The following is a 23,019-nucleotide window of genomic DNA, read 5'->3' on the forward strand; positions in this document are numbered from 1 at the left end:
ATCGAAGGTTCAACGATACCGTTGAAGGCATGGCGACTGACATCAAGGACACCGCCCATGCCGTCGAGGCTGCCGCCGTCATGAGGCTGCTCCCGGCCAGGCCCCGGCTGCTGGCCCTGGGCGAGCCCACCCACGGCGAGGACACGCTGCTCGAACTGCGCAACGAGCTGTTCCGAGAGCTCGTCGAGCAGGAGGGCTACCGGACGATCGCGATCGAGAGCGACTGCCTCATGGGCCTGGTGGTCGACGCCTACGTCACCTCGGGCGCGGGCACTCTCGACGAGGTCATGGGGCAGGGGTTCAGCCACGGCTGGGGCGCCCACGCGGGCAACCGCGAGCTCGTGCGCTGGATGCGCGCCCACAACGCCGGCCGGCCCGCGTCCGAGCAGCTCCGCTTCGCCGGTTTCGACGGCCCGCTGGAGATCACCGCCGCCGCGAGCCCCCGCCGGGCCCTCACCGCGCTCCACGGCTACCTCTCGAGCCGGGTGGACGCGGACCTGCTCCCCTGCACCGGAGAGACGCTCGACCGCCTGCTCGGCACCGACGAACGGTGGACCAACCCCGCCGCGATGATGGACCCCGCCCAGTCCGTGGGACAGTCGGCCGAGGCCCGCCGGCTACGGCTGCTCGCCGACGATCTGACGGCGCTGCTCGACGCGCAGACACCGCACCTGATCACGACGACCTCCCGGGACGACTGGGACCGGGCGCGCCTGTACGGGCGCACCGCGACCGGTCTGCTGCGCTACCACTACTGGATGGCCGACACCTCCGCGGCCCGCATGACGCGGCTGTGCGCGCTGCGGGATTCGATGATGGCCCACAACCTCCTCGCCCTCGCCGAACGGGGCCCGGCGCTCGTCCACGCCCAGAACTCCCATCTCCAGCGGGAGAAGAGCTCGATGCAGATGTGGCAGGGGCGGGTGGAGTGGTGGAGCGCCGGCGCGCTGGTGAGCGCTCGACTCGGCGAGGAGTACGCCTTCGTGGCCACCGCCCTCGGCACGATCCGGCACCGGGGAGTGGACACCCCGCCGCCGGACACCCTCGAAGGCCTGCTGTACGCACTCCCGGAGGACCGGTGTGTCATCGACGCCCGCCAACTGGCCACCGCCCTCGGGGACACGCGGCCCGCGCCCCGCGTTTCCCCGTGGTTCGGCTATGCCTCGTTCGACCCCGCGCACTTGGGAGACAGCGACAGCATCGTATTCGTCAAGGACGTCACGCAGGGGTAGCGCCCGGCCCGCGTCAAGCCGCCGCCGGGCCCCGGCACTTGAGGCGCGCCGAAGCCACAGGCCCCCTCACACCTTCCGATACGTGTACGCCTCCGCGGCCGCCGCCTCCACCGCCGCGAGGTCGGCTCCCGCCGCCGCCGTGACGACCGCGGCCACCGCGCCCTCGACGAACGGGGCGTCCACGAGGCGTGTGTCGTCCGGGAGTTCGTCGCCCTCGGCGAGCAGGGCCTTCACGGTGAGGACCGCGCTGCCGAGGTCGGTGAGGACGGCGACCCCGGCCCCACGGTCCACGGACGCGGCCGCCGCGGCGATCAGTTCGGCACTGGTGCCGAGCTCGCCGCCCTCGGTGCCGCCCGCCGGGGCCACCGGTACCTCCGCACCGCCGCCCGCGAGCCCTCGCGCCAGCTCGGCCACCGACGCGGCCACCTGCGCGCTGTGCGAGACCAGCACGATGCCGACCTTCCTGTCGTCACTCACCGTTCGCCTCCGCCAGCCCCGCGATCAGCAGCGCCGAGGACGTGGCACCGGGGTCCTGGTGCCCGATACTGCGCTCCCCGAGATAACTCGCCCGCCCCTTTCGGGCCTGCAACGGAGTCGTCGCCAGCGCGCCCTCCTCGGCGGCGGCCCGTGCCGCGACGAAACCGTCGCCGAGCGCGTCCATGGCCGGCACCAGCGCGTCGATCATGGTCTTGTCTCCCGGCGCCGCGCCACCGAGCGTCATGACCGCGTCCACCCCGGCCCGCAGCGCCTGGGCGAACTCGTCCTCGCTGACCTCACCGGCGTCGCCGAGTGCCTTCCCGGTCCGGCGCAGCAGCGTCCCGTACAGCGGGCCGGACGCCCCGCCCACCGTCGAGATGAGCTGCCGCCCGGCGAGCGTCAGGATCGCGCCGGGCGTCTGCGGGGCCTCCTTCTCCAACACCGTCGTGACGGCGGTGAACCCGCGCTGGAGGTTGCTGCCGTGATCGGCGTCCCCGATGGGCGAGTCGAGAGCGGTGAGCCGTTCCGCCTCACGGTCGACGGAGGCGGCGGTGGCCGTCATCCAACGGCGGAAGAAATCGGCGTCGAGCACTGGATCTCCTTGCGTGGCAGGTGCGTTGCGGTCGTCCGGCTCCGGATCACATGCCCCACCGCAGCCCCGGCGTCTTCACCGGCGCGTTCCACAGCCGCAGCAGTTCCTCGTCGACCTGGCACAGGGTGACCGAGGCGCCGGCCATGTCGAGCGAGGTGACGTAGTTGCCGACGAGGGTGTGGGCGACGGCGACACCGCGCTCGGCGAGCACCCGCTGGACCTCGGCGTTGAAGCCGTACAGCTCCAACAGCGGTGTCCCGCCCATGCCGTTGACCAGGACGAGGACAGGATTGCGCGGGGTCATGTCCTCCAGAATCGCGCCCACCGAGAAGTCGGCGATCTCGCCCGACGTCATCATCGCCCGCCGCTCCCGGCCGGGCTCGCCGTGGATGCCGATGCCCAACTCCAGCTCGCCGGGCGGCAGATCGAAGGTCGGGCTGCCCTTGGCGGGCGTGGTGCAGGCGCTGAGGGCGACGCCGAAGGTGCGCGAGTTCTCGTTGACCTGACGCCCGATCGCCTCCACCCGCTCCAGCGACTGCCCCTCCTCCGCCGCGGCGCCGGCGATCTTCTCCACGAACAGCGTCGCGCCGGTGCCGCGCCGCCCTGCCGTGTAGAGACTGTCGATCACCGCCACGTCGTCGTTGACGAGTACCTTCGCGACCCGGATGCCCTCGTCCTCGGCGAGCTCGGCGGCCATGTCGAAGTTCAGGACGTCACCGGTGTAGTTCTTCACGATGAACAGCACGCCCGCCCCGCTGTCCACCGCGGCGGCGGCCCGCACCATCTGGTCGGGCACCGGCGACGTGAACACCTCGCCCGGGCAGGCGGCCGACAGCATTCCGGGGCCCACGAAACCGCCGTGCAGCGGCTCGTGCCCGGACCCGCCACCGGAGATCAGGGCGACCTTGCCCGCCACGGGCGCGTCCCGCCGTACGACCACCCGGTTCTCCACATCGACGACCAGGTCGGGATGGGCGGCAGCCATCCCGCGCAGCGCGTCGGTGACCACGGTCTCCGCAACGTTGATCAGCATCTTCATGGGATACCTCCTGGGGACACTAGCAGGTTAGCCCTTGACCCTTGTTTGCGCAGGTCAGATGGGAATGAAACCCCTCGTCGATCCTTGCTGACGGCCCGTCAGGCGCTGACTGACGTGCTGCTCGGCGTCGTGCACGCGTGCTCTCGGAAGTATCAATGCTGATCGCGCGTGGGTCACGTGCGCGGCGGCGAAACGCCGGGCGGTGCTCGAGGACCCATACTGGCCTTACGGGCGATCCCAGCCCGCGGTCCCCGGCGGAGGAGTCGTCGGGGAACCGCGTCGTGCGTCCCGCCCGCCTCCGTCGAACGGGAGTCCCCGATGACGATCAACCAGCCCCCGTCGTCCGGCTCACCGGAACTGCGGATCGGCCTGCTCGGTTCGTACGGCGGACGCAACATCGGCGACGAAGCGATTCTGAGGTGCGTGCTGAGCTGCCTGCGCGCCCATCGGCCGGCGGCCCGGCTCGTCGTCTTCAGCCGGAACGCCGACCACACCCGTGGCCACCAGCCGGAGGCCGACGAGGTGATCGACTGGGAGGGCGTCCCGAAGAAACCCGTCCTCGACGCACTGGCCGGACTTGATCTGCTGGTGCTGGGCGGCGGCGGGATCCTCTACGACGGTGAGGCGCGCCGCTATCTGCGGCTGGTGAAGGCGGCACACGAGCGCGGCGTGCCCACCTTCGCCCACGCGGTCGGCGCGGGCCCGCTGCGCGAGACGGACGACCGGGAGGCGGTGCGTACCGTGCTGCCGCTGATGACCGACGTCGTGGTACGTGACGAGGAGTCCCGCCTGGTCCTGGAGGAGGCGGGAGTCGAGCGCGAGCTCACCGTCACCGCCGACCCGGCGCTGCTGCTGGCGCCGGAACCGTTCACCGAGCGGATGATGCGGCACGAGAGCCTGCCCCTGGACGCCCGGCTGGTCGGGATGTCCGTGCGCGAACCCGGCCGGGCGGCGGAGAAGCTCGACGAGGACGACTACCACGCGCTGCTCGCCGAGGTCGCGGACTTCCTCGCCCGGCGCCTGGACGCGCACGTGGTGTTCGTGCCGATGGAACGCCAGGACGTCCGGCACGCCCACGGGGTGCTGTCCCGGATGAGCAACCCGGACCTCGGCCGCATCCTGCACAACTCCTACAGCCCCGGCGAGATCCTCGGCTTCATGAGCCACCTGGACCTGGTCGTCGGCATGCGTCTGCATGTCGTGATCTTCGCTGCGATGTCCGGCCTGCCCGTGCTGCCGCTGCCGTACTCGGGCAAGGTCTTCGACTTCGCCCGCCGTACCGGGGCGCCCGCCCTTGTCGGTGTGGCACGGGAGCAGGCAGGACTCCTGCTCGCGGAGGTGGACCGGCTCTGGGACGAGTTCCCGCACCGGCGGGAGGGCCTCTCCAGCCGCGTCCGGGAGCTCAGGGACCTGGCGCGGGAGACCTGCGTGCGCTGCGGCGCCCTCCTCGACTCCATCGACGGCGGAGTGCGCGGCACCCACCGGGCGCGGGCCGCGGACCTGATGCTGGCGCCGGCCCCGGGCGACCGGGGGGCGTGACGCCGGACGTCGCCGCGCGGCGCCCGCAACCCGACCGAGCCGACGGGAAGAAGCGATGCCGATCCTGGAACCTGTCGAACCCGCCCGGACCGTCACTCTGCCCCCTCGTACGGCCCGTCACGGGGGCCGAACGGACGTCCTGGTCGTCGGCGGCGGCCCGGCCGGCACCGCCGCGGCCTACGCGGCGGCCGACGCCGGCGCGGACGTCGTGCTCGTGGAGCGGTACGGCTTCCTCGGGGGCAACGCCACCGTGGCCCTGGTGATGCCGCTGATGTCCTTCCACAACGAGCAGAAGCAGGCCGTGTTCGACGAGGGCGGGTACGCCCGCCGCCTGCTGCCCACCGACCACGGCGAGGGCGAGCCGGTGGTGGCCGGATTCCTGTGGCTCCTGCTGGACCGGCTCACCGCACGCGGCGGCTGCGTCCCGCCGTCCACGGCCACCGGCTACACCGTGCCGTTCGACCCGGAGATCTACAAACTCGTCCTCCTCGACCTGCTCGACGAGGCCGGTGTACGCATGCTCTTCCACTCCTTCGCCTCCACCGCGCTGCCCTCCGACGGCGGCTGGCGGGTGGTCTTCGAGACGAAGTCGGGTCCCGTGGTGATCGACGCCTCAGTGATCATCGACGGCACGGGGGACGGCGACATCGCCGCCGCCTGCGGAGCCCCGTACGAGATCGGCCGGCCGGAGGACGGGCTCACCCAGCCGATGACGCTGATGTTCCGCGTCGTCGACTTCCTCCAGCCGCGTTTCTCCGAGTACGTCCGCGACCATCCCGACCAGTGGCGGGGCGTGCACGGCCTGTGGGACCTCGTCCAGGAGGCCACCGAGGCGGGCGAACTGCGTCTGCCCCGCGAGGACATCCTGTTCTTCGGCACCCCGCACTCCCATGAGGTCAGCGTCAACAGCACCCGGGTCACCCGGGCACTGGGCACCGATGTGTGGGACCTCAGCCGCGCGGAGTACGCCGCACGCCGGCAGATGGCCCAGATCGACCGCTTCCTGCGCGGGCGCGTACCGGGCTTCGGGAAGTCGTACATCGCGCAGAGCGGTGCCCAGATCGGCGTACGGGAGACCCGCCGAATCCTCGGCGACTACCATCTGACCGGCCATGACATCCTCGCGGCGCGCTCCTTCCGGGACGCCGTCGCACACGGCGCCTACCCGGTCGACATCCACAACCCCAGGGGCAGCGGCACCGTCCTCAAGCGCGTCCCCCGCGGGCACTTCTACGACATCCCCCTGCGCTGCCTGCTGCCCCGGGACACGGACGGCCTGCTCGTCGCCGGGCGCTGCATCTCCGGCTCGCACGTGGCGCACTCGTCCTACCGCGTCATGCCCATCGCGATGGCGACCGGCCAGGCAGCAGGGGTCTGCGCGGCACTGTCCGTACGGCTCGGCCGCACTCCCCGCCAGGTGCCGCACCATCTCGTCCAGCGCGCCCTCCTGCGCCAGGGCGCCCACCTGCGCCTCGACCCCCGGTGAACGGGGGCCCGGTGCTGTACGCATCCAGCAGGTCACCGCGCTCACCGGGCCGTCCGGTCACGTCCGCCGGGTCTCGACGTGGGCGATCGTCAAAGGGCCATGGCCATGGCGATCAGCCCGATCACCACGAGAGCCACCACCACCATGATCACGATCAGCGGCATCGCGCCCCACCCCTTGCGCAGCTCGGGTGGCTCGGGGTGGGAGATTCCGTAGGTGCCGCCTTCGGCGGGCGGGGTCTCACCCGGCGAGACCTGACCGCCCGGTTCGAGTCCTGGGGTTCGTTTGGGCTCGGGGTCAGGAGTGGTCATGACGCACCTCCTCTCCAACTGCCCTGACATGGAGGTCACTTGTTGGGCTTGGCGGCGCTGATGTCGCCCAGCGCCGACCTGGGATCGCGCTCGATGGCCAGGTCACCGAGGGAGACGACGCCCACCGCGTGTTGTCCCTGGTCGACGACCGGAACCCGGCGCACGGAATGCTCACGCATCACGTCGACCGCACGGTCCAGGTCGTCGTCGGGCCCCACCGTGATCAGCTCGTCGCTGCACGCGTCGATCACGGTCGTCCGGCCCGGGTCGCGGCCCGCGGCGACCGAGCGGACCACCAGGTCGCGATCGCTGACCAGCCCGCGCAGCCGGTCGCCGTCGGTAACCAGCACGGCCCCGATGTTCTCGTCACGCATCATCCGGGCCACGACCGCCACGGAGGTCTGTGGTTCGACTGTCACCAGGTCGGTTGTCATGACGTCGCGGACATGCTGAGCCATGGGAGCCATCCCTTGATAGCGGGGGCGGCGCCGTTCACCGCCGTTCCGCCCCGAGTACCCGCATACGACGGGCCCACGTGGCCACCGCCGGGCGTTCCTTACCCGGCGTCCGCCACCGGCACGTGGTCGGAGCGGCGGCATGGAGGAGATGGCGCGGCGCCGCCCCCGTTCGGCACTCGTACTGCCGTATGCCTTCGCACTGGCGGCCGGCTCCCCTCACCGCGGTCGGCTCGCTCGTCGGCGGGCTGCTGCTGGGGCCGGGCGCTCATCATTCCGCCGAGGCGGGCGAGCTTGCCGCGCTCATGGCGCGGCTGCCGGGCGGGGGCTGTGCGCTGGGTGTGACCGGCCGGTTCACGTTCGTCGCACACCCGAGGCGGCGTGGCTCCGCGGGGCCGACGCGGACGATCCGACGGCCGGGGCGGTCAGCCGCGCGAGGTCAGAATGCTCAGCGAGTTGGCGGCGACGATGGCGCCGATGCCCGCCCATTCCGGCCCGCCCAGGCCCTGACCGAGGCCCGCCCAGCCGACCAGGGCCGCGAGGACCGGGTTGACGCTCATGAACAGGCCGAAGGCCCGGGGCGGGACGTGGCGGAGGGTGAACAGGTCCGCGAGGTACGGCACGGCCGATGACAGCACACCGGCGGTGACAGCGCAGCCGACGGCGCCGGCCGTGGGCGGGTGCCGTACGGCGACGGCGATACCGACCGGCAGGAACATCACCGCCGAGATACCGGCCGCGACCGCCACGCCCTGGGCTCCGGGGACACGTCGGCCGACGGTGCGGTTGAGCAGGATGTACGACGCCCAGCAGACGGCCGCCAGCAGGCCCAGGGCCATCCCGAGGTAGTCGGTCGAGGGCTGCGGGCGCATCAGCGTGCCGACGCCGGCCGCGGCGATCACCGCGCAGCACACATCCACCCGGCGGCGCGAGGTCGCCAGGGCGATGGTGAGCGGGCCGAGGAACTCCAGGGTGACCGCCAGGCCCAGGCCGACGCGCTCGATCGACGAGTACAGGGAGAGGTTCATGGTGCCGAAGACCAGGGCCAGCAGGATCACCGGCCACCACTGACGCCATGTGAACGCACGCAGCCTCGGCCTGCCGACGGCGAACAGCACCAGCGCGGCGACGTACTGGCGCACGGCGACCACACCTACGGGGCCGAGGACGGGAAAGGCCAGTGAGCCGATCGCCGCGCCGGTCTGGTTGGACAGACCACTGCCGATCATCGTGGCCACGCCGGCGAGGCGTCCGCGTCCGCCGGTCTGCTCGGGAGCGTTCGGCGCGGTGTCGGTGTCGGTGGCGGTGGCGGTCGCGGGTGCGGGTGCGGGGCGGGTGCGCATGCGGCGATCGTGTGTCCCGTCGATCCTTGCGCAAAATGCGCGCGAGAGCCGATCTATACGCTTCGGTCATGGATGCTTCGGTCATGGATGTGGAGCTGAGACAGTTGCGCTGCCTCGTCGCCATCGTCGACGAGGGCACCTTCACCGACGCCGCCATAGCCCTCGGTGTCTCCCAGGCGGCCGTCTCCCGCTCGCTGGCCTCGCTGGAACGCGCCCTCGGAGTCCGGCTGCTGCGACGGACCTCCCGCGAGGTGACCCCGACCGGGACCGGGCTGCGCGTCCTGGCCCACGCACGGCGGGTACTCGGCGAGGTGGACGAGCTGGTCAGGGAAGCGACCTCGGGGCACGCCCGGCTGCGGATGGGCTACGCCTGGGCGGCGCTCGGCCGGCACACCCCGGCCTTCCAGCGCCGCTGGGCCGCCGCCCACCCCGGGACCGACCTCCAGCTCGTCCGCGTCAACTCCTCCACCGCCGGGCTCGCCGAGGAGGCCTGCGACCTGTCCGTCGTACGGCGGCCGGTGGACGACCGGCGGTTCGACTCCGCCATCGTGGGACTGGAGCGGCGGCTGTGCGCGGTGGCCGCCGACGACCCGCTGGCCCGGCGCCGCTCGGTCCGACTCGGCGATCTCAGCGGACGTACCCTCCTCGTCGACCGCCGCACCGGCACCACGACCGCCGACCTGTGGCCGCCCGACGCGCGCCCGGCGACCGAGGAGACACACGACGTCGACGACTGGCTCACGGTGATCTCGACGGGCCGCTGCGTCGGCGTGACCGCCGAGGCCACGGCCAACCAGTATCCGCGTCCCGGCGTCGTCTACCGGCCGCTGCGCGACGCCGAACCCATCGCCGTACGGCTGGCCTGGTGGCGTGGTGACCAACCGTCCGCCGCACAGGCGGTGATCGAACTGCTCACGGCGCTCTACCGGGGGGACTGAGGCCGGTCAGGGAGCGCCGGGCCCGCACGTGGGGCGGGAAGGGCCCCATCCACTTCTCGCGGATCCTGATTGCGCGGTGCGCGGCTGCGAGCCGCTTCCCCGCGCCTGCGTGGGTCCTTCCCGTCACCTCCAGCACACCACGCCCGCGGCGGGTACGCCAGGGCCGTTCGGCACTTCAGGGGCGGCAGCGAGGTGACAAGGCAGGCTTGACGGGTACCCATGAGCGGATCCCGCCGGGCGCGGGAGAACCGTCGAGTGGAGGTGAGGAGGCCGTGGGCCTCGCGTTCCGTGGTGCTGTCCCGGCCCGGCGTCCCCTGGATGCCCCAGACGCGCGGCTGCGCGCCGCGCGGCGTCCGATCGCCGCCGATCGAGGGCGGCGGTGGTGACCATGCGTCAGCCACTCGACCCCGCTGGGTCCGCCGCCGGCGGCCCCGGCCGGTCCGGGGACACCACCGCCCCGTCCCCACACCCGCTCGCCGACGTCCTTCGTGATGTGCGCGCCGTCGTCTTCGACACCGACGGAGTCATCACCGACTCGGCCAAGGTGCACGCCGCCGCCTGGAAGGTCGCCTTCGACGACTTCCTGCGCGCCCACCCGCCCGACGACCCGGACCAGCGCCGCCCCTTCGACGTGCGGGACGACTATCTGCGCCATGTGGACGGCAAGTCGCGTCTCGACGGAGCCGCGGCCTTCCTCGCCGCGCGTGGCATCGAGGCGACGCCCGAGACGGTGCGGGCCGTGGCCCAGGACAAGGAACGCCTCTTCACCGAACGGCTGCGTGAGCGTGGCGTCGACGCCTATCCGGGGACCGTACGGCTGGTGAAGGCGCTGCGCGCCGCGGGAGTGCCCCGCGCGGCGGCCTCCGCCTCCCGGCACGCCGGCGAGCTGCTGAGCCGGGCCGGGGTGCTCGATCTGTTCGACGCCCTCGTGGACGGCGGCGAGGCGGCCCGGCTGGGCCTCGCGGGCAAGCCCCGGCCCGACCTCTTCCTGGAGGCGGTGAGCCGACTGGGCGTGTCCGCCGACCGGGCCGCCGTCGTCGAGGACGCCCTGGCGGGCGTGGAGGCCGGGCAGCGCGGCGGGTTCGCCCTGGTGGTCGGCGTGGACCGGGCGGCCGGTGCGGACACGGGGGCGCGCCTGCTGCGGCACGGCGCCGACATCGTCGTACGCGACCTCGCAGAACTCTGCGCGGGAGGAGAGCCGAAGTGACGGACGAGCCGAGCCCGGAGACCGCGGCGGTGGGCTGGAGCTGGGAGTACGAGGGCTACACGCCCGCCGACGAACGCCTCCGCGAGTCGCTGTGCACCCTCGGCAACGGCTACTTCGCCACCCGGGGCGTGCTCCCCGAGTGCGCCGCCGACGACATCCACTATCCGGGGACATATATGGCCGGCATCTACAACCGGCTCACTTCCGATGTCTCGGGCCGCCGTGTGGAGAACGAGGACATGGTCAATGTCCCGAACTGGCTGCCCCTGCGCTTCCGTCTCCCCGAGGGGCACTGGATCGACCCCGACACCACGACCGTGCTCGAACACCGGCAGTTGCTGCATCTGCGCGAAGGGCTGATGGAACGCCGGACACGCTACGACCTCGGCGACGGCCGGGCGTTGACGGTGCGCCAGCATCGGATGGTGCACATGGCGGACCCCCATGTGGCCGCCCTGCGCACCGAGTTCACGTCCGAGGGATACTCCGGACCGCTGGAGGTGGAGGCGGCCCTGGACGGCGGCGTCACCAACTCCGGTGTGGCGCGCTACCGGGAGCTCGACGGCCGCCATCTGACCCACATCCAGACCGGTGCCTCCGCCGCGGACACCGTCTGGCTGCGCTGCCGCACCCGCACCTCCGATGTCCGCATCGGCCTCGCGGCCCGGCTCACCGCCGACGCACCCGCCGAGGTCCGCCACGAACTGCCGTATGTCATCCAGCGGTTGACGCTCGACCTGGCCCCCGGCCGCACCGTCACCGTGGACAAGACGGTCGCCCTGCACACCTCCCACGACCCGGCGATCAGCGACCCGCTGCACGCCGCTGTCGACCGGGTCGGCCGGGCCCCGGGCTTCGAGGCGCTGGTCGAGTCGCATGGCACCGCCTGGGGCCAGCTGTGGCGCCGCGCCGAGCTCGACGTCCCCGGCGAGTCGGGCCTCATCCTGCGGCTGCACCTCTTCCACGTCCTGCAGACCCTCTCCCCGCACACCGCCGACCTCGACGTCGGCGTGCCCGCCCGGGGACTGCACGGCGAGGCCTACCGCGGCCATGTGTTCTGGGACGAGCTGTTCGTCCTGCCCTACCTCAACCTGCACTTCCCCGAAGTCTCCCGAGCCCTGCTCCGCCACCGCCACCGCCGCCTCGAACAGGCCCGCACCGCCGCGGCGGCGGCCGGCCGGCGGGGCGCGATGTACCCCTGGCAGAGCGGCAGCGACGGGCGTGAGGAGACCCAGCAGCTCCATCTCAACCCGCGCTCGGGACGTTGGCTGCCCGACCACTCCCACCTCCAGCACCATGTGGGGTCGGCCATCGCCTACAACGTGTGGCAGTACTGCGAGGCCAGCGGCGACATGGAGTTCCTGCACACCAAGGGCGCCGAGATGCTGTTGCAGATCGCGCGCTTCTGGGCCGACAAGGCCGTCTACGACGGCAGCCTGGGCCGCTACCGCATCAAGGGCGTCGTCGGCCCCGACGAGTACCACGAGGCGTACCCGGACGCGCAGACACCGGGCCTGGACGACAACGCGTACACCAACGTCACGGCGTCCTGGGTGCTCGCCCGCACCCTGGAGCTGCTGGACACCCTGCCCGAGCCCCGCCGACGCGAACTCGTCGAACGCACCGGCCTGGACGGCGGCGAACTCACCCTGTGGGAGGACGTCGCGCACACCCTGCACGTCCCCTTCCACGACGGCGTCATCAGCCAGTTCGCGGGCTACGGCGACCTCGCCGAGCTCGACTGGAACGGGTACCGCGAGCGGTACGGCGACATCCGGCGGCTCGACCGCATCCTGGAGGCGGAGGGCGACACCGTCAACCGCTACCAGGCCTCCAAACAGGCCGACGTCCTGATGCTCGGCTACCTCTTCGCACCGGGCGAACTGCGGGACCTGTTCCACAGGTTGGGCTACCGGCTCGACGAGGACATATGGCGGCGCACCGTCGACTACTACATGCATCGCACCAGCCACGGCTCCACCCTCAGCGGCCTGGTGCACGGCTGGGTGCTGGCCCGGTGTCGGCGCAGCGAGGCGTGGAAGTTCGTCCAGGAGGCCCTCCAGGGCGACATCGCCGACGTACAGGGCGGCACCACCGGCGAGGGCATCCACCTCGGCGCCATGGCCGGCACCCTCGATCTCGTCCAGCGCGGACTGACCGGCCTGGAGACCCGGGACGGCGCGCTGTGGCTCGACCCGGTGCCCCTGCCCGAGCTGTCCACGTACGGGTTCGCGCTGCGCTACCAGGGCCACTGGGGCGTACGGCTGCGCCTGGAGCGGGGACTGCTGGAGATCGAGGTCCCCTCCTCCGACGCCTCACCGATCGACGTACGGCTCCCGGAGCGCGAGGTCTTCCTCCAGCCGGGGGAGAAGGGGCGACTGGTTCTTCCCGACTGATCCCGGCCCGGTGCGTGAGGCGGCCGGCGGGTGGAGGCTGGGAGGACAGCGGTCGGCGGTCCGTGCCCGGGGCGGCCGCGGCGAGGTCGCGGGCGCTCGCGGGTCCTGCCGGAAAGGGGAACGCGATGATGGGCCCGGTGGTCGTAGGGGTGGACGGTTCGCCGTCGAGCATGGCGGCCGTGGAGGTCGCGGCGCGCGAGGCCGGGCTGCGGGGGGTGGGGCTGCGGCTGGTGCACGCTTTTGGCCGGCCGGCCGCGCACATACCGCCCGGCGGGCGGCCCTGGGAGCCGAGCGACGCCGGGACGCGCGAGCTGATCGACGGCACGCTCACCAAGGCGGAGCGCCGCGCCCACGACGCGGGTCCCGGCGTCGAGATCACCCGCGAGGTCGTCGTCGGGGAGCCGGTGACGGTCCTGGAGATCGAGTCGCGCACGGCGTCCCTGGCCGTGGTCGGCAGCCGGGGCCTGAGCCGGTTCGGCGCCCTGCTGCTCGGCTCGACGGCCGGTCACCTCGCCGCCCACGCCGCCTGCCCGGTGCTGGTGGTGCGGCGCAGGCCCAACCCCGCCGGGCCCGTCCTCCTGGCCGTCGACGGCTCGCCCGCGGCCCGCGGAGCGGTCGAGTTCGCCTTCGCCCACGCCTCCCTGCACGGCGTCGGCCTGGTGGCGCTGCACGCCTGGAGCACCCGGACCGAGCGCGCCTACGAGTCTCCCGCCGACCCGCCCTTCGTGACGTACGACGAGGACCGGCTGCAGGACGAGGAGGAGCGTGTGCTCGCCGAGGCGCTGGGCGGGCTGCGCGAGCGGTATCCCGATGTCGCGGTGGACCGCAGGCTGGTGCGCGGCCGGGTCCGGCACTCCCTGATCGAGGCCAGCGCGGACGCGGGGCTCGTGGTGGTCGGGGCGCGCGGACGGGGCGGGTTCGCCGGGTTGCTGCTGGGCTCGGTCAGCCAGGCGGTGCTGCACCACGCCCAGTGCCCGGTCGCCGTCGTCCGGCCCGGTCACGAGTGAGGCTCAGAGATCGGCCGCGTGATCCGGTACGTAGGTCCGCAGGTCGCGCGGCGTGCGCCGGTAGCCGGTGGATTCCGGCCGCTCGGGCAGGTCCATGACCGGCGGGAGCACGTCCTGATAGGGGACGGAGCTCAGCAGATGGGCGATCATGTTCAGCCGGGCCCGGCGCTTGTCGTCGCTCTCCACGACGTACCAGGGCGCCTCGGGGATGTCGGTGTGCACCATCATCTCGTCCTTGGCCCGGGAGTACTCCTCCCAACGGGTGATCGACTCCAGGTCCATCGGGGACAGCTTCCAGCGGCGCAGGGGGTCTTCGAGCCGGCGGCGGAAACGCTCCTGCTGCTCCTCGTCGCTCACCGAGAACCAGTACTTGCGCAGCAGGATCCCGGACTCCACCAGCATCCGCTCGAAGATCGGGCACTGCCGCAGGAAGAGCTGGTACTCCTCCATGGTGCAAAAGCCCATCACATGCTCGACGCCGGCCCGGTTGTACCAGCTGCGGTCGAACAGCACGATCTCCCCGGCGGCCGGGAGCTGCCCGATGTACCGCTGGAAGTACCACTGTGTGCGCTCGCGCTCCGTGGGCTTGGGCAGGGCCGCGATCCGTGCCACCCGTGGGTTGAGATGCTCCGAGACGCGCTTGATGGTGCCGCCCTTGCCCGCCGCGTCCCTGCCCTCGAAGATCACGACCAGCCGGGCGCCCTCCGTCCGCACCCACTCCTGCAGCTTCGCCAACTCCATCTGCAGGCGCAGCAGTTCCTTCTCGTAGGCCTTGCGCGGCAGCTTCTCCGCCTTGTCGCCGGCCATGTCGCCTCCCCACAGCCGAACCCGAACACCAGAACTGCACGGTACTGACCGACGGCCGGCGGCGCACCCCGGACATCGGCGTCCGGCCTTCGTGCGGGCGGCGGGCGGGCAGGATGACCTCATGGACAGCGCCGATCCGCACATCCACGTCGAGCGGAGTGTGACCCGCTACGACGCCCGGGTACGCAACCTCCTGGCCGGCACCTTCGGCCTGGCCGGCGATCTCCCCGCGACGGTCGTCACGGGCTGCTCGTCGCGGGTGCCGTACGCGATGACCTCGCCGCAGCCCGAGAGCGTCACCTGCCTCGCCTGCCGTGAGCACGCCCGTGCCGAGCACCTTCGGCTCGCCGAGCAGATGGAACGGCTGGGGACCATGCCGGGCTCCGTCGTCACCGGAGCCCAGGCGGGCCAGGTGGCGGAGCATCACCGGGACCTCGCGCGGAGGTTCGCCGAGAGCGGTTGAGGCGCACGGGTGAAAGGCGCGTGGTCCAGGACTGCCGCCACTGCCACCGGGGTACCCAGCGGCGCATGGCGGTGGACAGCAGGACCGGGCGGACGCGAGTGGCGCCGCCCCGCCCGCGCAGGAGACTCGGCCGGGCGTTGCTGCGGTGGGCGACGACGACCGACCACAAGGTGATCGGCAACCTCTATCTGACGACGGCCTTCGGCTTCTTCCTCCTCGGCGGCGTCCTCGCGCTGCTGATGCGGGCCGAGCTCGCCCGTCCCGGGCTGCAGTTGTTCAGCAACGACCAGTACAACCAGCTGTTCACCGTGCACGGCACGATCATGATGCTGCTGTTCGCGACCCCGCTGTTCGCCGGGTTCGCCAACGCGATCATGCCGCTGCAGCTCGGCGCACCGGACGTGGCGTTCCCGCGGCTCAACGCCCTGTCGTACTGGCTGTACCTGTTCGGCGGCCTGATGGTCGTGTCCGGCTTCCTGGTGCCCGGTGGGGCCGCGAGCTTCGGCTGGTTCGCCTACGCGCCCCTCAACAGCGCGGTGCGCAGCCCCGGCTCGGGCGGGGACCTGTGGGCCATGGGCCTGGTGGTGACCGGTGTGTCCACCACCCTCGGCGCGGTCAACTTCATCACCACGATCCTGTGCCTGCGCGCCCCGGGCATGACCATGTTCCGGATGCCGATCTTCACCTGGAACGTGCTGTTCACGTCGATCCTGATCCTGCCCGCGTTCCCCGTGCTCACCGCCGCCCTGTTCGCCCTGGAGGCCGACCGCAGGTTCGGGGCGCACATCTACGACGCGGCGAGCGGCGGGGCGCTGCTGTGGCAGCACCTGTTCTGGTTCTTCGGGCATCCGGAGGTGTACATCGTCGCGCTGCCGTTCTTCGGCATCGTCTCCGAGATCATCCCGGTCTTCAGCCGCAAACCGATCTTCGGCTACCTCAGCCTCATCGGTGCCACCATCGCCATCACCATGTTGTCAGCGGTGGTGTGGGCCCACCATATGTTCGCGACCGGGGCCGTGTTGCTTCCGTTCTTCTCCCTGATGTCGTTCCTCATCGCGGTGCCGACCGGGGTGAAGTTCTTCAACTGGATCGGCACGATGATCAGAGGCTCCCTGTCGTTCGAGACGCCGATGCTGTGGGCGTGCGGCTTCCTGGTGACGTTCCTGCTGGGCGGTATGAGCGGCGTGATCATCGCCTCCCCGCCGCTGGACTTCCACCTCACCGACTCGTACTTCATCGTCGCCCATCTGCACTACGTCCTGTTCGGCACGGTCGTCTTCGCGATGTTCGGCGGCTTCTACTTCTGGTGGCCCAAACTCACCGGCAAGCTGCTCGACGAACACCTCGGTAAGATCCACTTCTGGACGCTCTTCATCGGCTTCCAGACCACGTTCCTGGTCCAGCACTGGCTGGGCGAACAGGGCATGCCCCGCCGCTACGCCGACTACCTGGCCGGGGACGGCTTCACGCTGCTGAACACCATCAGCTCCATCGGCGCGTTCCTGCTGGGCCTGTCCACCCTGCCGTTCCTCTACAACGTCTGGCGTACCGCCCACCATGGGCAGCGCGTGACCCGGAACGACCCGTGGGGATACGGCCGCTCCCTCGAATGGGCCACCACCTGCCCGCCCCCGCGCCACAACTTCACGGCGTTGCCCCGGATCCGCTCCGAGTCCCCGGCGTTCGACCTGCACCATCCCGATATCGCCCGCCTCGACCAAAGGCAGGAGCAGTGAAGACCGAGGCCCGTCTCTTCATCGGTGTGGCGGGGTTCTTCCTCGTCACCGCGGTCGGCTACGGCCTGAGTTCCGAGGAACCCGCCGGCACCGCAGTCCTTCTCGTCGCCTTTCTGATGGCCTCTCTCGTCGCGTTCTTCCTGCACATGCAGTACCGAAGGCGGGGCCTGAGGGCACAGGACCGCCCGGACGCCGAGGTCGCCGACACCGCCGGCCCGCTGGACTTCTTCTCGCCGCGCAGCCCCTGGCCCATCACGACCGCCGCCGGGTCCGTCCTCGCGGCGCTCGGCGTCGTCTACGGCCTGTGGCTCTTCCTGCTCGGCCTCGGGGTGCTGGGGCACGGGGTCTTCGGCATGGTCTTCCAGCACGCGGACCGGGACTCTCAGCGCTCCAACTCGTCCGCGGACGACTCCCGTTCCTCCTCCTCCGGCTCCAGCCGGTCGCCGTAGTACCAGGCGCTGACCGTCGCCCTCAGCCGCCGCACCCGGGGCGCGCCCCCGTCGGCCTCACTCGGCGCCGGCGTCACCGCGGGCACGCGGCTGCGCAGGACGTACCGCCGCTCCTCGTCGAGCGGCTCATGGCTCTCCTCGTAGCCGCCCGCGACGGTCTGCCGCACCTCGCCGGTCTCCTCACCCTCCGCCAGCCGCTCCTGGTCCGCCTCCTGCAGCGCCGCACAGACGCGCCGGGTCACCATGAACGCGAGCGGCGGCAGCACGACGAACGCGACCCGGAACACCCAGGTCAGCGCGTTCACGGAGATCGCGAAGGTGTCGGCGATGATGTCGTTGCCGCCCGCCGCCAGCAGGACCCCGTAGCAGCTGAGCGCCGCGACACCGAGCCCCGTGCGTACCGGGTTGTCGCGAGGCCGGTCGCACAGATGGTGCTCCTCCCGGTCGCCGGTCACCCACCGTTCGACGAACGGGTAGGTGTACAGCACCGCGAACAGGATTCCCGGCAGTACGACCGCGGGGAGCAGTACGTTCCACATCACCGTGTGCCCGGCCACCGGCGTCTCCCATGGCGGCACCAGACGCAGCGAACCCTCCAGGAAGCCGACGTACCAGTCCGGTTGCGACCCCGTCGACACGATGTCCGCTCGGTAGGGGCCGTACGCCCAGATGGGATTGATCTGCCCCACGCCTGACAACAGGGTCAGGACTCCGAACACCATGAAGAACAGGCCGCCCGACGACGCGGCGAACTGAGGGAACATGGGCTTGCCCACCGCGTTGCGGTTCGTGCGGCCGCGGCCCGCCCAGTGTGTGTGCTTGAGGTAGAAGACCAGGATCAGATGGACGGCGACCAGCGCCAGCAGCAGTCCGGGGATGAGCAGGATGTGCAGGGAGTACAGCCGCGGGATCAGCTCCTCGCCGGGGAACTCGCCACCGAAGGCGAAGAAGCTGACGTACGTGCCCACCACCGGGATCGACAGCATGATGCCCTGGGCGATCCTCAGGCCGGTCCCCGACAGCAGGTCGTCAGGCAGCGAGTAGCCGGCGAAGCCCTCGGCGAGCGCCAGCAGGAACAGGGTCACGCCGATCAGCCAGTTGACCTCGCGCGGCCGGCGGAAGGCGCCCGTGAAGAAGATCCGCAGCAGATGCAGCCCGATCGCGGCGAGGAACACCAGGGCCGCCCAGTGGTGCAGTTGACGGACCAGCAGCCCGCCGCGCACGTCGAAGCTGATGTCCAGTGTCGACTCGTACGCGGACGACATGCGCACCCCGTCGAGCGGCGTGTACCAGCCGTGGTAGACGACCTCCGTCATCGACGGGTGGAAGAACAGCGTCAGCCACACGCCGGTCAGCAGCAGGACGACGAAGCTGTAGAGGGCGATCTCGCCCAGCAGGAAGGACCAGTGGTCGGGGAATGCCTTGCGCAGCAGACCGCCGCCCTCGGAGAGCGGCAGTCGCGCATCGATGTAATCGACGGTGTGTTCGGTCGCACGGCGGGCCCGAGCGCCGGCCCGGGCCCTTCTCTTCCTCCACAGCACGGATCACGAGTGCCCTCGTGCCGCTCCGGGGAAACGGACGGTCACGTGCGATCACCCTTCGGCTTGCCCCGCTGGTCGGGCGTGCCGTGCGGCGGCGGGCTCGAAGGCTGCGGTGAGGTCGCGGGGGACACCGGCGAGCCCGTCTGACGTGCGCTGCTCTCCGGCCGCAGGGCCCCGGGATCGCCGGACGTCGGCTCGGCGCCGGCCCGGAGTTGCTCCAACCGGGCGGCCAGCAGCTCGGTCACCGGAAGCCGGTCGGCGTGTGACCGCTCGTAGGCCAGCAGTTCCTCCACCTCACCGGTGGACAGCGACCGTACGCGGCTCTCCAGGCCACCGATCGGCAGGTGGTCGTAGTCGGGCAGCGGCAGGGTGTTGCGTGCGGGGTCGGCCATGGTTCTCACTTCCCTGGGCCTGGTTACGACAGCCTCGGGCGGCTGGGCGGGGGGCGGGCGGTGCGGCACGGCGGCTTACGGTCCGTTTCGCGGTCGAGCCTGCTTCAGCCCTGTCCGCCGCTGCCGAACGATCCGCTTCGGCCCTCGTCCCAGCGGCGCCGTTGCTGCGACGAACTGCGCCGGGAGGGCATGTTGCCGTGGGCAGGCATCTCGTGCGGGGTCAGCCGGCGGTCGCTTCTGGGCACCTCGTCCGGTTCCCGGTGCTCCCGGACCTCATGGACCGGGCCGTCCGCTGGGAGCCGTGGTTGCTCCTCGGGGCGCGGCGGAGCCGGTTCCCGGCGCCTGATCCGGGCGCCCACCACGAAGGCGCCGATGAGCAGCGCCACGACGACCAGACCGGCGACGATCAGTCCGATGCCGAGCGCGCCTTCCGCGGCGATGTTCGTCCATGCGATGTTCATGGCCCCGCGAGTACCCCTGGCATCTCGCGTGAACCCGACCAGCCCGTCCGTGCCCCCCGGGTCACCCGCACGGAGCAGGGGGGCCGGCCGGAACCCTTGCGAGCACCGGGTTTGGGGCCAATCGGACCGGCTACCCGAGCGGTGTGACACAGACAACGTCCCAGCAGCAGCCAGTCCAGTTCCTAGAGGACCGCTTCACATGCGCCCAGGCTTGTACGGAGTGCGCCCGGGCCTGTGCCCTGCGTGCGAGCCTGGTCGATCCCGACGGGCCCGAGGACCAGGAACTTCTGCGACGCAAGGGCATCCTGTGCGCCGAGGTGTGCGACGCGACCTGCCGGGTGCTGGCCGAGCAGAACCAGCTGGACGAGGCCGCGCTGCGTATGCAGCTGGAGTGGACCCGGACGGTGTGTCTGGAGAGCGCGCACGCGTTCGACCGTCTGCCGGCCGCCGAGGACACCGCACAGGCCTGCCGTGACTGCGCGCGGGCCTGCACGGAGTTCATGAGCACCCTCGACTGAGGCGCTTCCGGCCTCGGCCGAGGAGCCCGCGCCAGGCCGGCGCAGGGTCACCGGAGGTTCCGGCCCGGTCCTCGCCATTCCCAATTTCTGAAACACGTTCTACGGTGTGCGCCGTCAGGACCGCCCTTGGGGAGCCTGGAGGCGCCGTGCATCTCGAATACACGCCCGAGCAGCAGCGGCTGCGCAGCGAACTGCGCGACTACTTCGCCGAACTGGTGCCGGACCTCACCCAGACCCGCTTCACCGACCCGGCAGCCCAGAAACGCCACTACCGCAAGACCGTACGGCGGCTCGGCGCGGACGGCTGGCTCGGCGTGGGCTGGCCCAAGGAGTACGGCGGACGCGGCCTGACCGCGATCGAACAGTTCATCTTCTTCGACGAGGCCGCGCAGGCGGGCGTACCGCTGCCGCTGATGGCACTCAACACCGTCGGCCCGACGATCATGCAGTACGGCACGGACGAGCAGAAGGCGTACTTCCTGCCGAGGATCCTCTCCGGCGAGATCGACTTCGCGATCGGCTACAGCGAGCCCGAGGCGGGCACCGATCTCGCGTCCCTGAAGACGCGCGCGGTACGGGACGGCGACCACTACGTGGTCAACGGCCAGAAGATCTGGACGACCAACGGCGACACCGCCGACTGGGTGTGGCTGGCCGTGCGCACCGACCCCGGCGCCCCGCCGCACAAGGGCATCACCATGCTCCTCGTCCCGACCACCGACCCCGGCTACACCTGCACCCTCATCAACACCCTCGCCTCGCACGACACCACGGCCAGCTACTACGAGAACATCCGCGTCCCCGTGGCCCGTCGCGTCGGCGCCGAGAACCAGGGCTGGCGCCTGATCACCAACCAACTCAACCACGAGCGCGTCACCCTCGCCGCCCACGGCACCATGGCCATCCGCGCGCTGCACGACGTCCAGCGCTGGGCCATGGAGACCAAGCTCGCCGACGGCCGCCGGGTGATCGACCTCCCCTGGGTACGCCGCCGTCTCGCCCAGACCCACGCCAGGCTCGACGCCCTCAAGCTCCTCAACTGGCGGATGGTCAGCGCCGTCCAGGAGGGCACGCTCACCCCGCAGGACGCGTCCGCCGTCAAGGTCTACGGCTCCGAGGCGCGCCGCGACGCATACGCGTGGCTGATGGAGATCGTCGCGGCGCCCGGGGCGCTGAAGGAGGGCTCGGCGGGCGCGGTGCTGCACGGCGAACTGGAACGCGGCTACCGCTCGGCCGTCATCTTCACCTTCGGCGGCGGCAACAACGAGATCCAGCGGGAGATCATCTCGTGGATCGGTCTGGGGATGCCGAGGGTGCGGCGGTAAGGCGCATCTCCACATTTTGACGGCTGACGCCCGGCGGCGCACCCTCGTTCGGGGCAATCACCATAGGCGCAACGCCGGGGTACGGACCATGGGCCCATGGGACTTGGCCAGTGGATCCGAGGCTTGATTCCGGGGCGCTACCCCGAGTGGTACCGCGAGCGACGGTCCTGGGAACAAGGCGAGGACGCCCGCGCCACGGTCCGAAAACTCCGGGCGCTGGTCAACGAACGCAAACGGGCGGTGGAGAGCTCCGGCAGTCCGGACGGCCTGGCGTTGCTGGCCGCGGCCGAGGAAGAACTGCACTGCACGGAGCGCATCCTGACCTTCGAAGAGCATCACCGGGCGCCCTTCGGCTCTCATGTTATGGCGGCGCAGGTCCATCTGAACACGGCACGTCTGCTCTGGCTGAAGTCGTTTCTCCGGACCCCCGCCGAGGTGGCTCCCTATCTCCCCGGAATGCTGGCCGTGGTCAGAGAGCACCTGGCCCGCGACGACCCGCGCAGGGCCGCCACGGAAATCGTGATGGAGAAGTCCGCGCGGCGACGAGTCATCGACGAGACGGAACTGCTGATCGTCCTTGAGGCCGTGGATGTGGCGCACGGCGTCGCGCTGCGTGAGAAGCTCCGCGCGAGCAGTTTCGTGCGCATCGTCTGGAGGGTGGCCCTCTTCCTGTTCTTCCTGGCGGGAGCGGTGGCCGTACTCACCTCCCTTTTCCCGGAATCCGTTCCCCTCTGCTTCAACCCGCCACGGCCGAACCACGCGCCCGCCCCGGATTCGAAGGTCAACTATGTGGTCGTCTGCCCCACGGGAAGCCAGGACTACTTCGAATCCACCGAACTCGACCAGAACTTCGCCGCAGTTTCGGCTTGGGGTGACTATCTCGTCGTCGAATTCGTGGGCCTCGTAGCCGCCGGCGTGGCGGCGACATCCACATTGCGGAAAATCCGGGGAACGTCGACGCCCTATCCCGTCCCGATCGCCCTGGCGGCACTGAAGATCCCCGCAGGTGCCCTTACAGCCGTACTGGGCCTACTCCTCATGCGGGGCGGCTTCGTACCCGGGCTCACCTCGCTGGACTCCTCGGCCCAGATCATCGCCTGGGCCGTGATCTTCGGATACTCCCAGCAGCTCTTCACCAAATGGGTCGACCTTCAGGGGCAAAAGGTCCTGGAATCGGTACGCGGCCCTCTGGATCCCCCGGCCTCCTCCGGCCGCGCCCCCGTTGCGGCCGGGGGATCTCCGCCCGCGGCAGGAATGGCGAGGGCTCATCCCGCTGATGAGGAAGCCGAGGACTGAGCAGTCGAG

At 71.2% G+C, this 23,019-nt stretch carries 23 protein-coding genes; 13 read left to right on the plus strand and 10 right to left on the minus strand.

Features of this window, described 5'->3' with window-relative positions; translation table 11 throughout:
- The first annotated feature begins 29 nt into the window (after nt 1-29).
- Nucleotides 30-1,232, plus strand: a complete 1,203-nt coding sequence (locus ACZ7NC_RS13655; protein WP_471487825.1) for an erythromycin esterase family protein — start codon at nt 30-32, stop codon at nt 1,230-1,232.
- 66 nt (nt 1,233-1,298) lie between these two features.
- Here the strand turns inward: ACZ7NC_RS13655 and ACZ7NC_RS13660 are convergent, their stop codons facing one another.
- The 3 genes from ACZ7NC_RS13660 to dhaK are packed head-to-tail and all read right to left on the minus strand — an operon-like array spanning nt 1,299 to nt 3,340.
- A complete protein-coding gene (locus ACZ7NC_RS13660; RefSeq protein ID WP_471487827.1) occupies nt 1,299-1,709 on the minus strand; it encodes a PTS-dependent dihydroxyacetone kinase phosphotransferase subunit DhaM in 411 nt (136 codons plus the stop codon).
- Entirely contained in the window at nt 1,702-2,301 is a 600-nt protein-coding gene (dhaL, locus tag ACZ7NC_RS13665; protein WP_471487828.1) for a dihydroxyacetone kinase subunit DhaL, read from the minus strand. The genes ACZ7NC_RS13660 and dhaL overlap by 8 nt, the downstream gene beginning before the upstream one ends.
- Nucleotides 2,302-2,347: 46 nt before the next feature.
- Entirely contained in the window at nt 2,348-3,340 is a 993-nt protein-coding gene (gene dhaK, locus ACZ7NC_RS13670) for a dihydroxyacetone kinase subunit DhaK (protein ID WP_471487829.1), read from the minus strand.
- A 318-nt stretch (nt 3,341-3,658) separates the two neighbouring features.
- Here dhaK and ACZ7NC_RS13675 point away from each other — a divergent pair, with 318 nt between their 5' ends.
- Complete coding sequence (locus tag ACZ7NC_RS13675; RefSeq protein WP_471487831.1) at nt 3,659-4,879, plus strand: polysaccharide pyruvyl transferase family protein; 1,221 nt, start codon at nt 3,659-3,661, stop codon at nt 4,877-4,879.
- 55 nt (nt 4,880-4,934) lie between these two features.
- On the plus strand, nt 4,935-6,365 hold the full coding sequence (locus ACZ7NC_RS13680; RefSeq protein ID WP_471487832.1) for an FAD-dependent oxidoreductase: 1,431 nt from the start codon (nt 4,935-4,937) through the stop codon (nt 6,363-6,365).
- Between the two features lie 89 nt (nt 6,366-6,454).
- Here ACZ7NC_RS13680 and ACZ7NC_RS13685 read toward each other — a convergent pair whose 3' ends face one another.
- The 3 genes from ACZ7NC_RS13685 to ACZ7NC_RS13695 all read right to left on the minus strand — a co-directional run bounded on the left by ACZ7NC_RS13685 (nt 6,455) and on the right by ACZ7NC_RS13695 (nt 8,474).
- A complete protein-coding gene (locus ACZ7NC_RS13685) occupies nt 6,455-6,676 on the minus strand; it encodes a DUF6480 family protein (RefSeq protein WP_471487834.1) in 222 nt (73 codons plus the stop codon).
- Nucleotides 6,677-6,711: 35 nt separating this feature from the next.
- The gene (locus ACZ7NC_RS13690) at nt 6,712-7,134 is read right to left on the minus strand and encodes a CBS domain-containing protein (RefSeq protein ID WP_471487836.1); all 423 of its coding nucleotides are present in this window, start codon (nt 7,132-7,134) and stop codon (nt 6,712-6,714) included.
- 422 nt (nt 7,135-7,556) lie between these two features.
- Nucleotides 7,557-8,474, minus strand: a complete 918-nt coding sequence (locus ACZ7NC_RS13695; RefSeq protein WP_471487837.1) for an EamA family transporter — start codon at nt 8,472-8,474, stop codon at nt 7,557-7,559.
- An 83-nt stretch (nt 8,475-8,557) separates the two neighbouring features.
- Here ACZ7NC_RS13695 and ACZ7NC_RS13700 point away from each other — a divergent pair, with 83 nt between their 5' ends.
- The 4 genes from ACZ7NC_RS13700 to ACZ7NC_RS13715 all read left to right on the plus strand — a co-directional run bounded on the left by ACZ7NC_RS13700 (nt 8,558) and on the right by ACZ7NC_RS13715 (nt 14,022).
- On the plus strand, nt 8,558-9,412 hold the full coding sequence (locus ACZ7NC_RS13700; protein ID WP_471487885.1) for a LysR family transcriptional regulator: 855 nt from the start codon (nt 8,558-8,560) through the stop codon (nt 9,410-9,412).
- A gap of 388 nt (nt 9,413-9,800) precedes the next feature.
- A complete protein-coding gene (locus tag ACZ7NC_RS13705) occupies nt 9,801-10,619 on the plus strand; it encodes an HAD family hydrolase (protein ID WP_471487839.1) in 819 nt (272 codons plus the stop codon).
- Complete coding sequence (locus ACZ7NC_RS13710) at nt 10,616-13,015, plus strand: glycoside hydrolase family 65 protein (protein ID WP_471487841.1); 2,400 nt, start codon at nt 10,616-10,618, stop codon at nt 13,013-13,015. Before ACZ7NC_RS13705 ends, ACZ7NC_RS13710 begins: the two co-directional genes overlap by 4 nt.
- A gap of 125 nt (nt 13,016-13,140) precedes the next feature.
- The gene (locus ACZ7NC_RS13715; RefSeq protein ID WP_471487843.1) at nt 13,141-14,022 is read left to right on the plus strand and encodes a universal stress protein; all 882 of its coding nucleotides are present in this window, start codon (nt 13,141-13,143) and stop codon (nt 14,020-14,022) included.
- A 3-nt stretch (nt 14,023-14,025) separates the two neighbouring features.
- Here the strand turns inward: ACZ7NC_RS13715 and ppk2 are convergent, their stop codons facing one another.
- On the minus strand, nt 14,026-14,829 hold the full coding sequence (gene ppk2 / locus ACZ7NC_RS13720; protein WP_471487844.1) for a polyphosphate kinase 2: 804 nt from the start codon (nt 14,827-14,829) through the stop codon (nt 14,026-14,028).
- Nucleotides 14,830-14,950: 121 nt separating this feature from the next.
- On the opposite strand from ppk2, the gene ACZ7NC_RS13725 reads away from it, so the two are divergent.
- From ACZ7NC_RS13725 to ctaF, 3 genes are all read left to right on the plus strand, one after another.
- Nucleotides 14,951-15,292 (plus strand): hypothetical protein, encoded by a 342-nt coding sequence (locus ACZ7NC_RS13725; RefSeq protein ID WP_471487846.1) that lies wholly within the window; start codon nt 14,951-14,953, stop codon nt 15,290-15,292.
- Nucleotides 15,293-15,357: 65 nt separating this feature from the next.
- Nucleotides 15,358-17,028, plus strand: a complete 1,671-nt coding sequence (gene ctaD / locus ACZ7NC_RS13730; RefSeq protein WP_471487848.1) for an aa3-type cytochrome oxidase subunit I — start codon at nt 15,358-15,360, stop codon at nt 17,026-17,028.
- A complete protein-coding gene (gene ctaF / locus ACZ7NC_RS13735) occupies nt 17,025-17,477 on the plus strand; it encodes an aa3-type cytochrome oxidase subunit IV (RefSeq protein WP_471487850.1) in 453 nt (150 codons plus the stop codon). Before ctaD ends, ctaF begins: the two co-directional genes overlap by 4 nt.
- Here ctaF and qcrB read toward each other — a convergent pair.
- From qcrB to ACZ7NC_RS13750, 3 genes are all read right to left on the minus strand, one after another.
- Nucleotides 17,411-19,018, minus strand: a complete 1,608-nt coding sequence (qcrB, locus tag ACZ7NC_RS13740) for a cytochrome bc1 complex cytochrome b subunit (protein ID WP_471487852.1) — start codon at nt 19,016-19,018, stop codon at nt 17,411-17,413. The two genes, ctaF and qcrB, sit on opposite strands and share 67 nt — an antisense overlap.
- Nucleotides 19,019-19,059: 41 nt before the next feature.
- Nucleotides 19,060-19,410, minus strand: a complete 351-nt coding sequence (locus ACZ7NC_RS13745; RefSeq protein WP_471487854.1) for a DUF8129 domain-containing protein — start codon at nt 19,408-19,410, stop codon at nt 19,060-19,062.
- Nucleotides 19,411-19,514: 104 nt separating this feature from the next.
- Entirely contained in the window at nt 19,515-19,871 is a 357-nt protein-coding gene (locus ACZ7NC_RS13750; protein ID WP_471487855.1) for a DUF6479 family protein, read from the minus strand.
- A 143-nt stretch (nt 19,872-20,014) separates the two neighbouring features.
- On the opposite strand from ACZ7NC_RS13750, the gene ACZ7NC_RS13755 reads away from it, so the two are divergent.
- The 3 genes from ACZ7NC_RS13755 to ACZ7NC_RS13765 all read left to right on the plus strand — a co-directional run bounded on the left by ACZ7NC_RS13755 (nt 20,015) and on the right by ACZ7NC_RS13765 (nt 23,010).
- The gene (locus ACZ7NC_RS13755) at nt 20,015-20,389 is read left to right on the plus strand and encodes a four-helix bundle copper-binding protein (protein ID WP_471487857.1); all 375 of its coding nucleotides are present in this window, start codon (nt 20,015-20,017) and stop codon (nt 20,387-20,389) included.
- 146 nt (nt 20,390-20,535) lie between these two features.
- Nucleotides 20,536-21,714 carry an acyl-CoA dehydrogenase family protein gene (locus tag ACZ7NC_RS13760; RefSeq protein WP_471487859.1) on the plus strand — a complete coding sequence of 393 codons (1,179 nt, stop codon included), beginning with the start codon at nt 20,536-20,538 and terminating at the stop codon, nt 21,712-21,714.
- Nucleotides 21,715-21,810: 96 nt separating this feature from the next.
- Nucleotides 21,811-23,010, plus strand: coding sequence for a hypothetical protein (locus ACZ7NC_RS13765; RefSeq protein WP_471487861.1), 1,200 nt, complete (start codon nt 21,811-21,813; stop codon nt 23,008-23,010).
- Nucleotides 23,011-23,019: the final 9 nt, after the last annotated feature.

It is taken from the genome of Streptomyces sp. NPDC111802 (assembly GCF_055634335.1).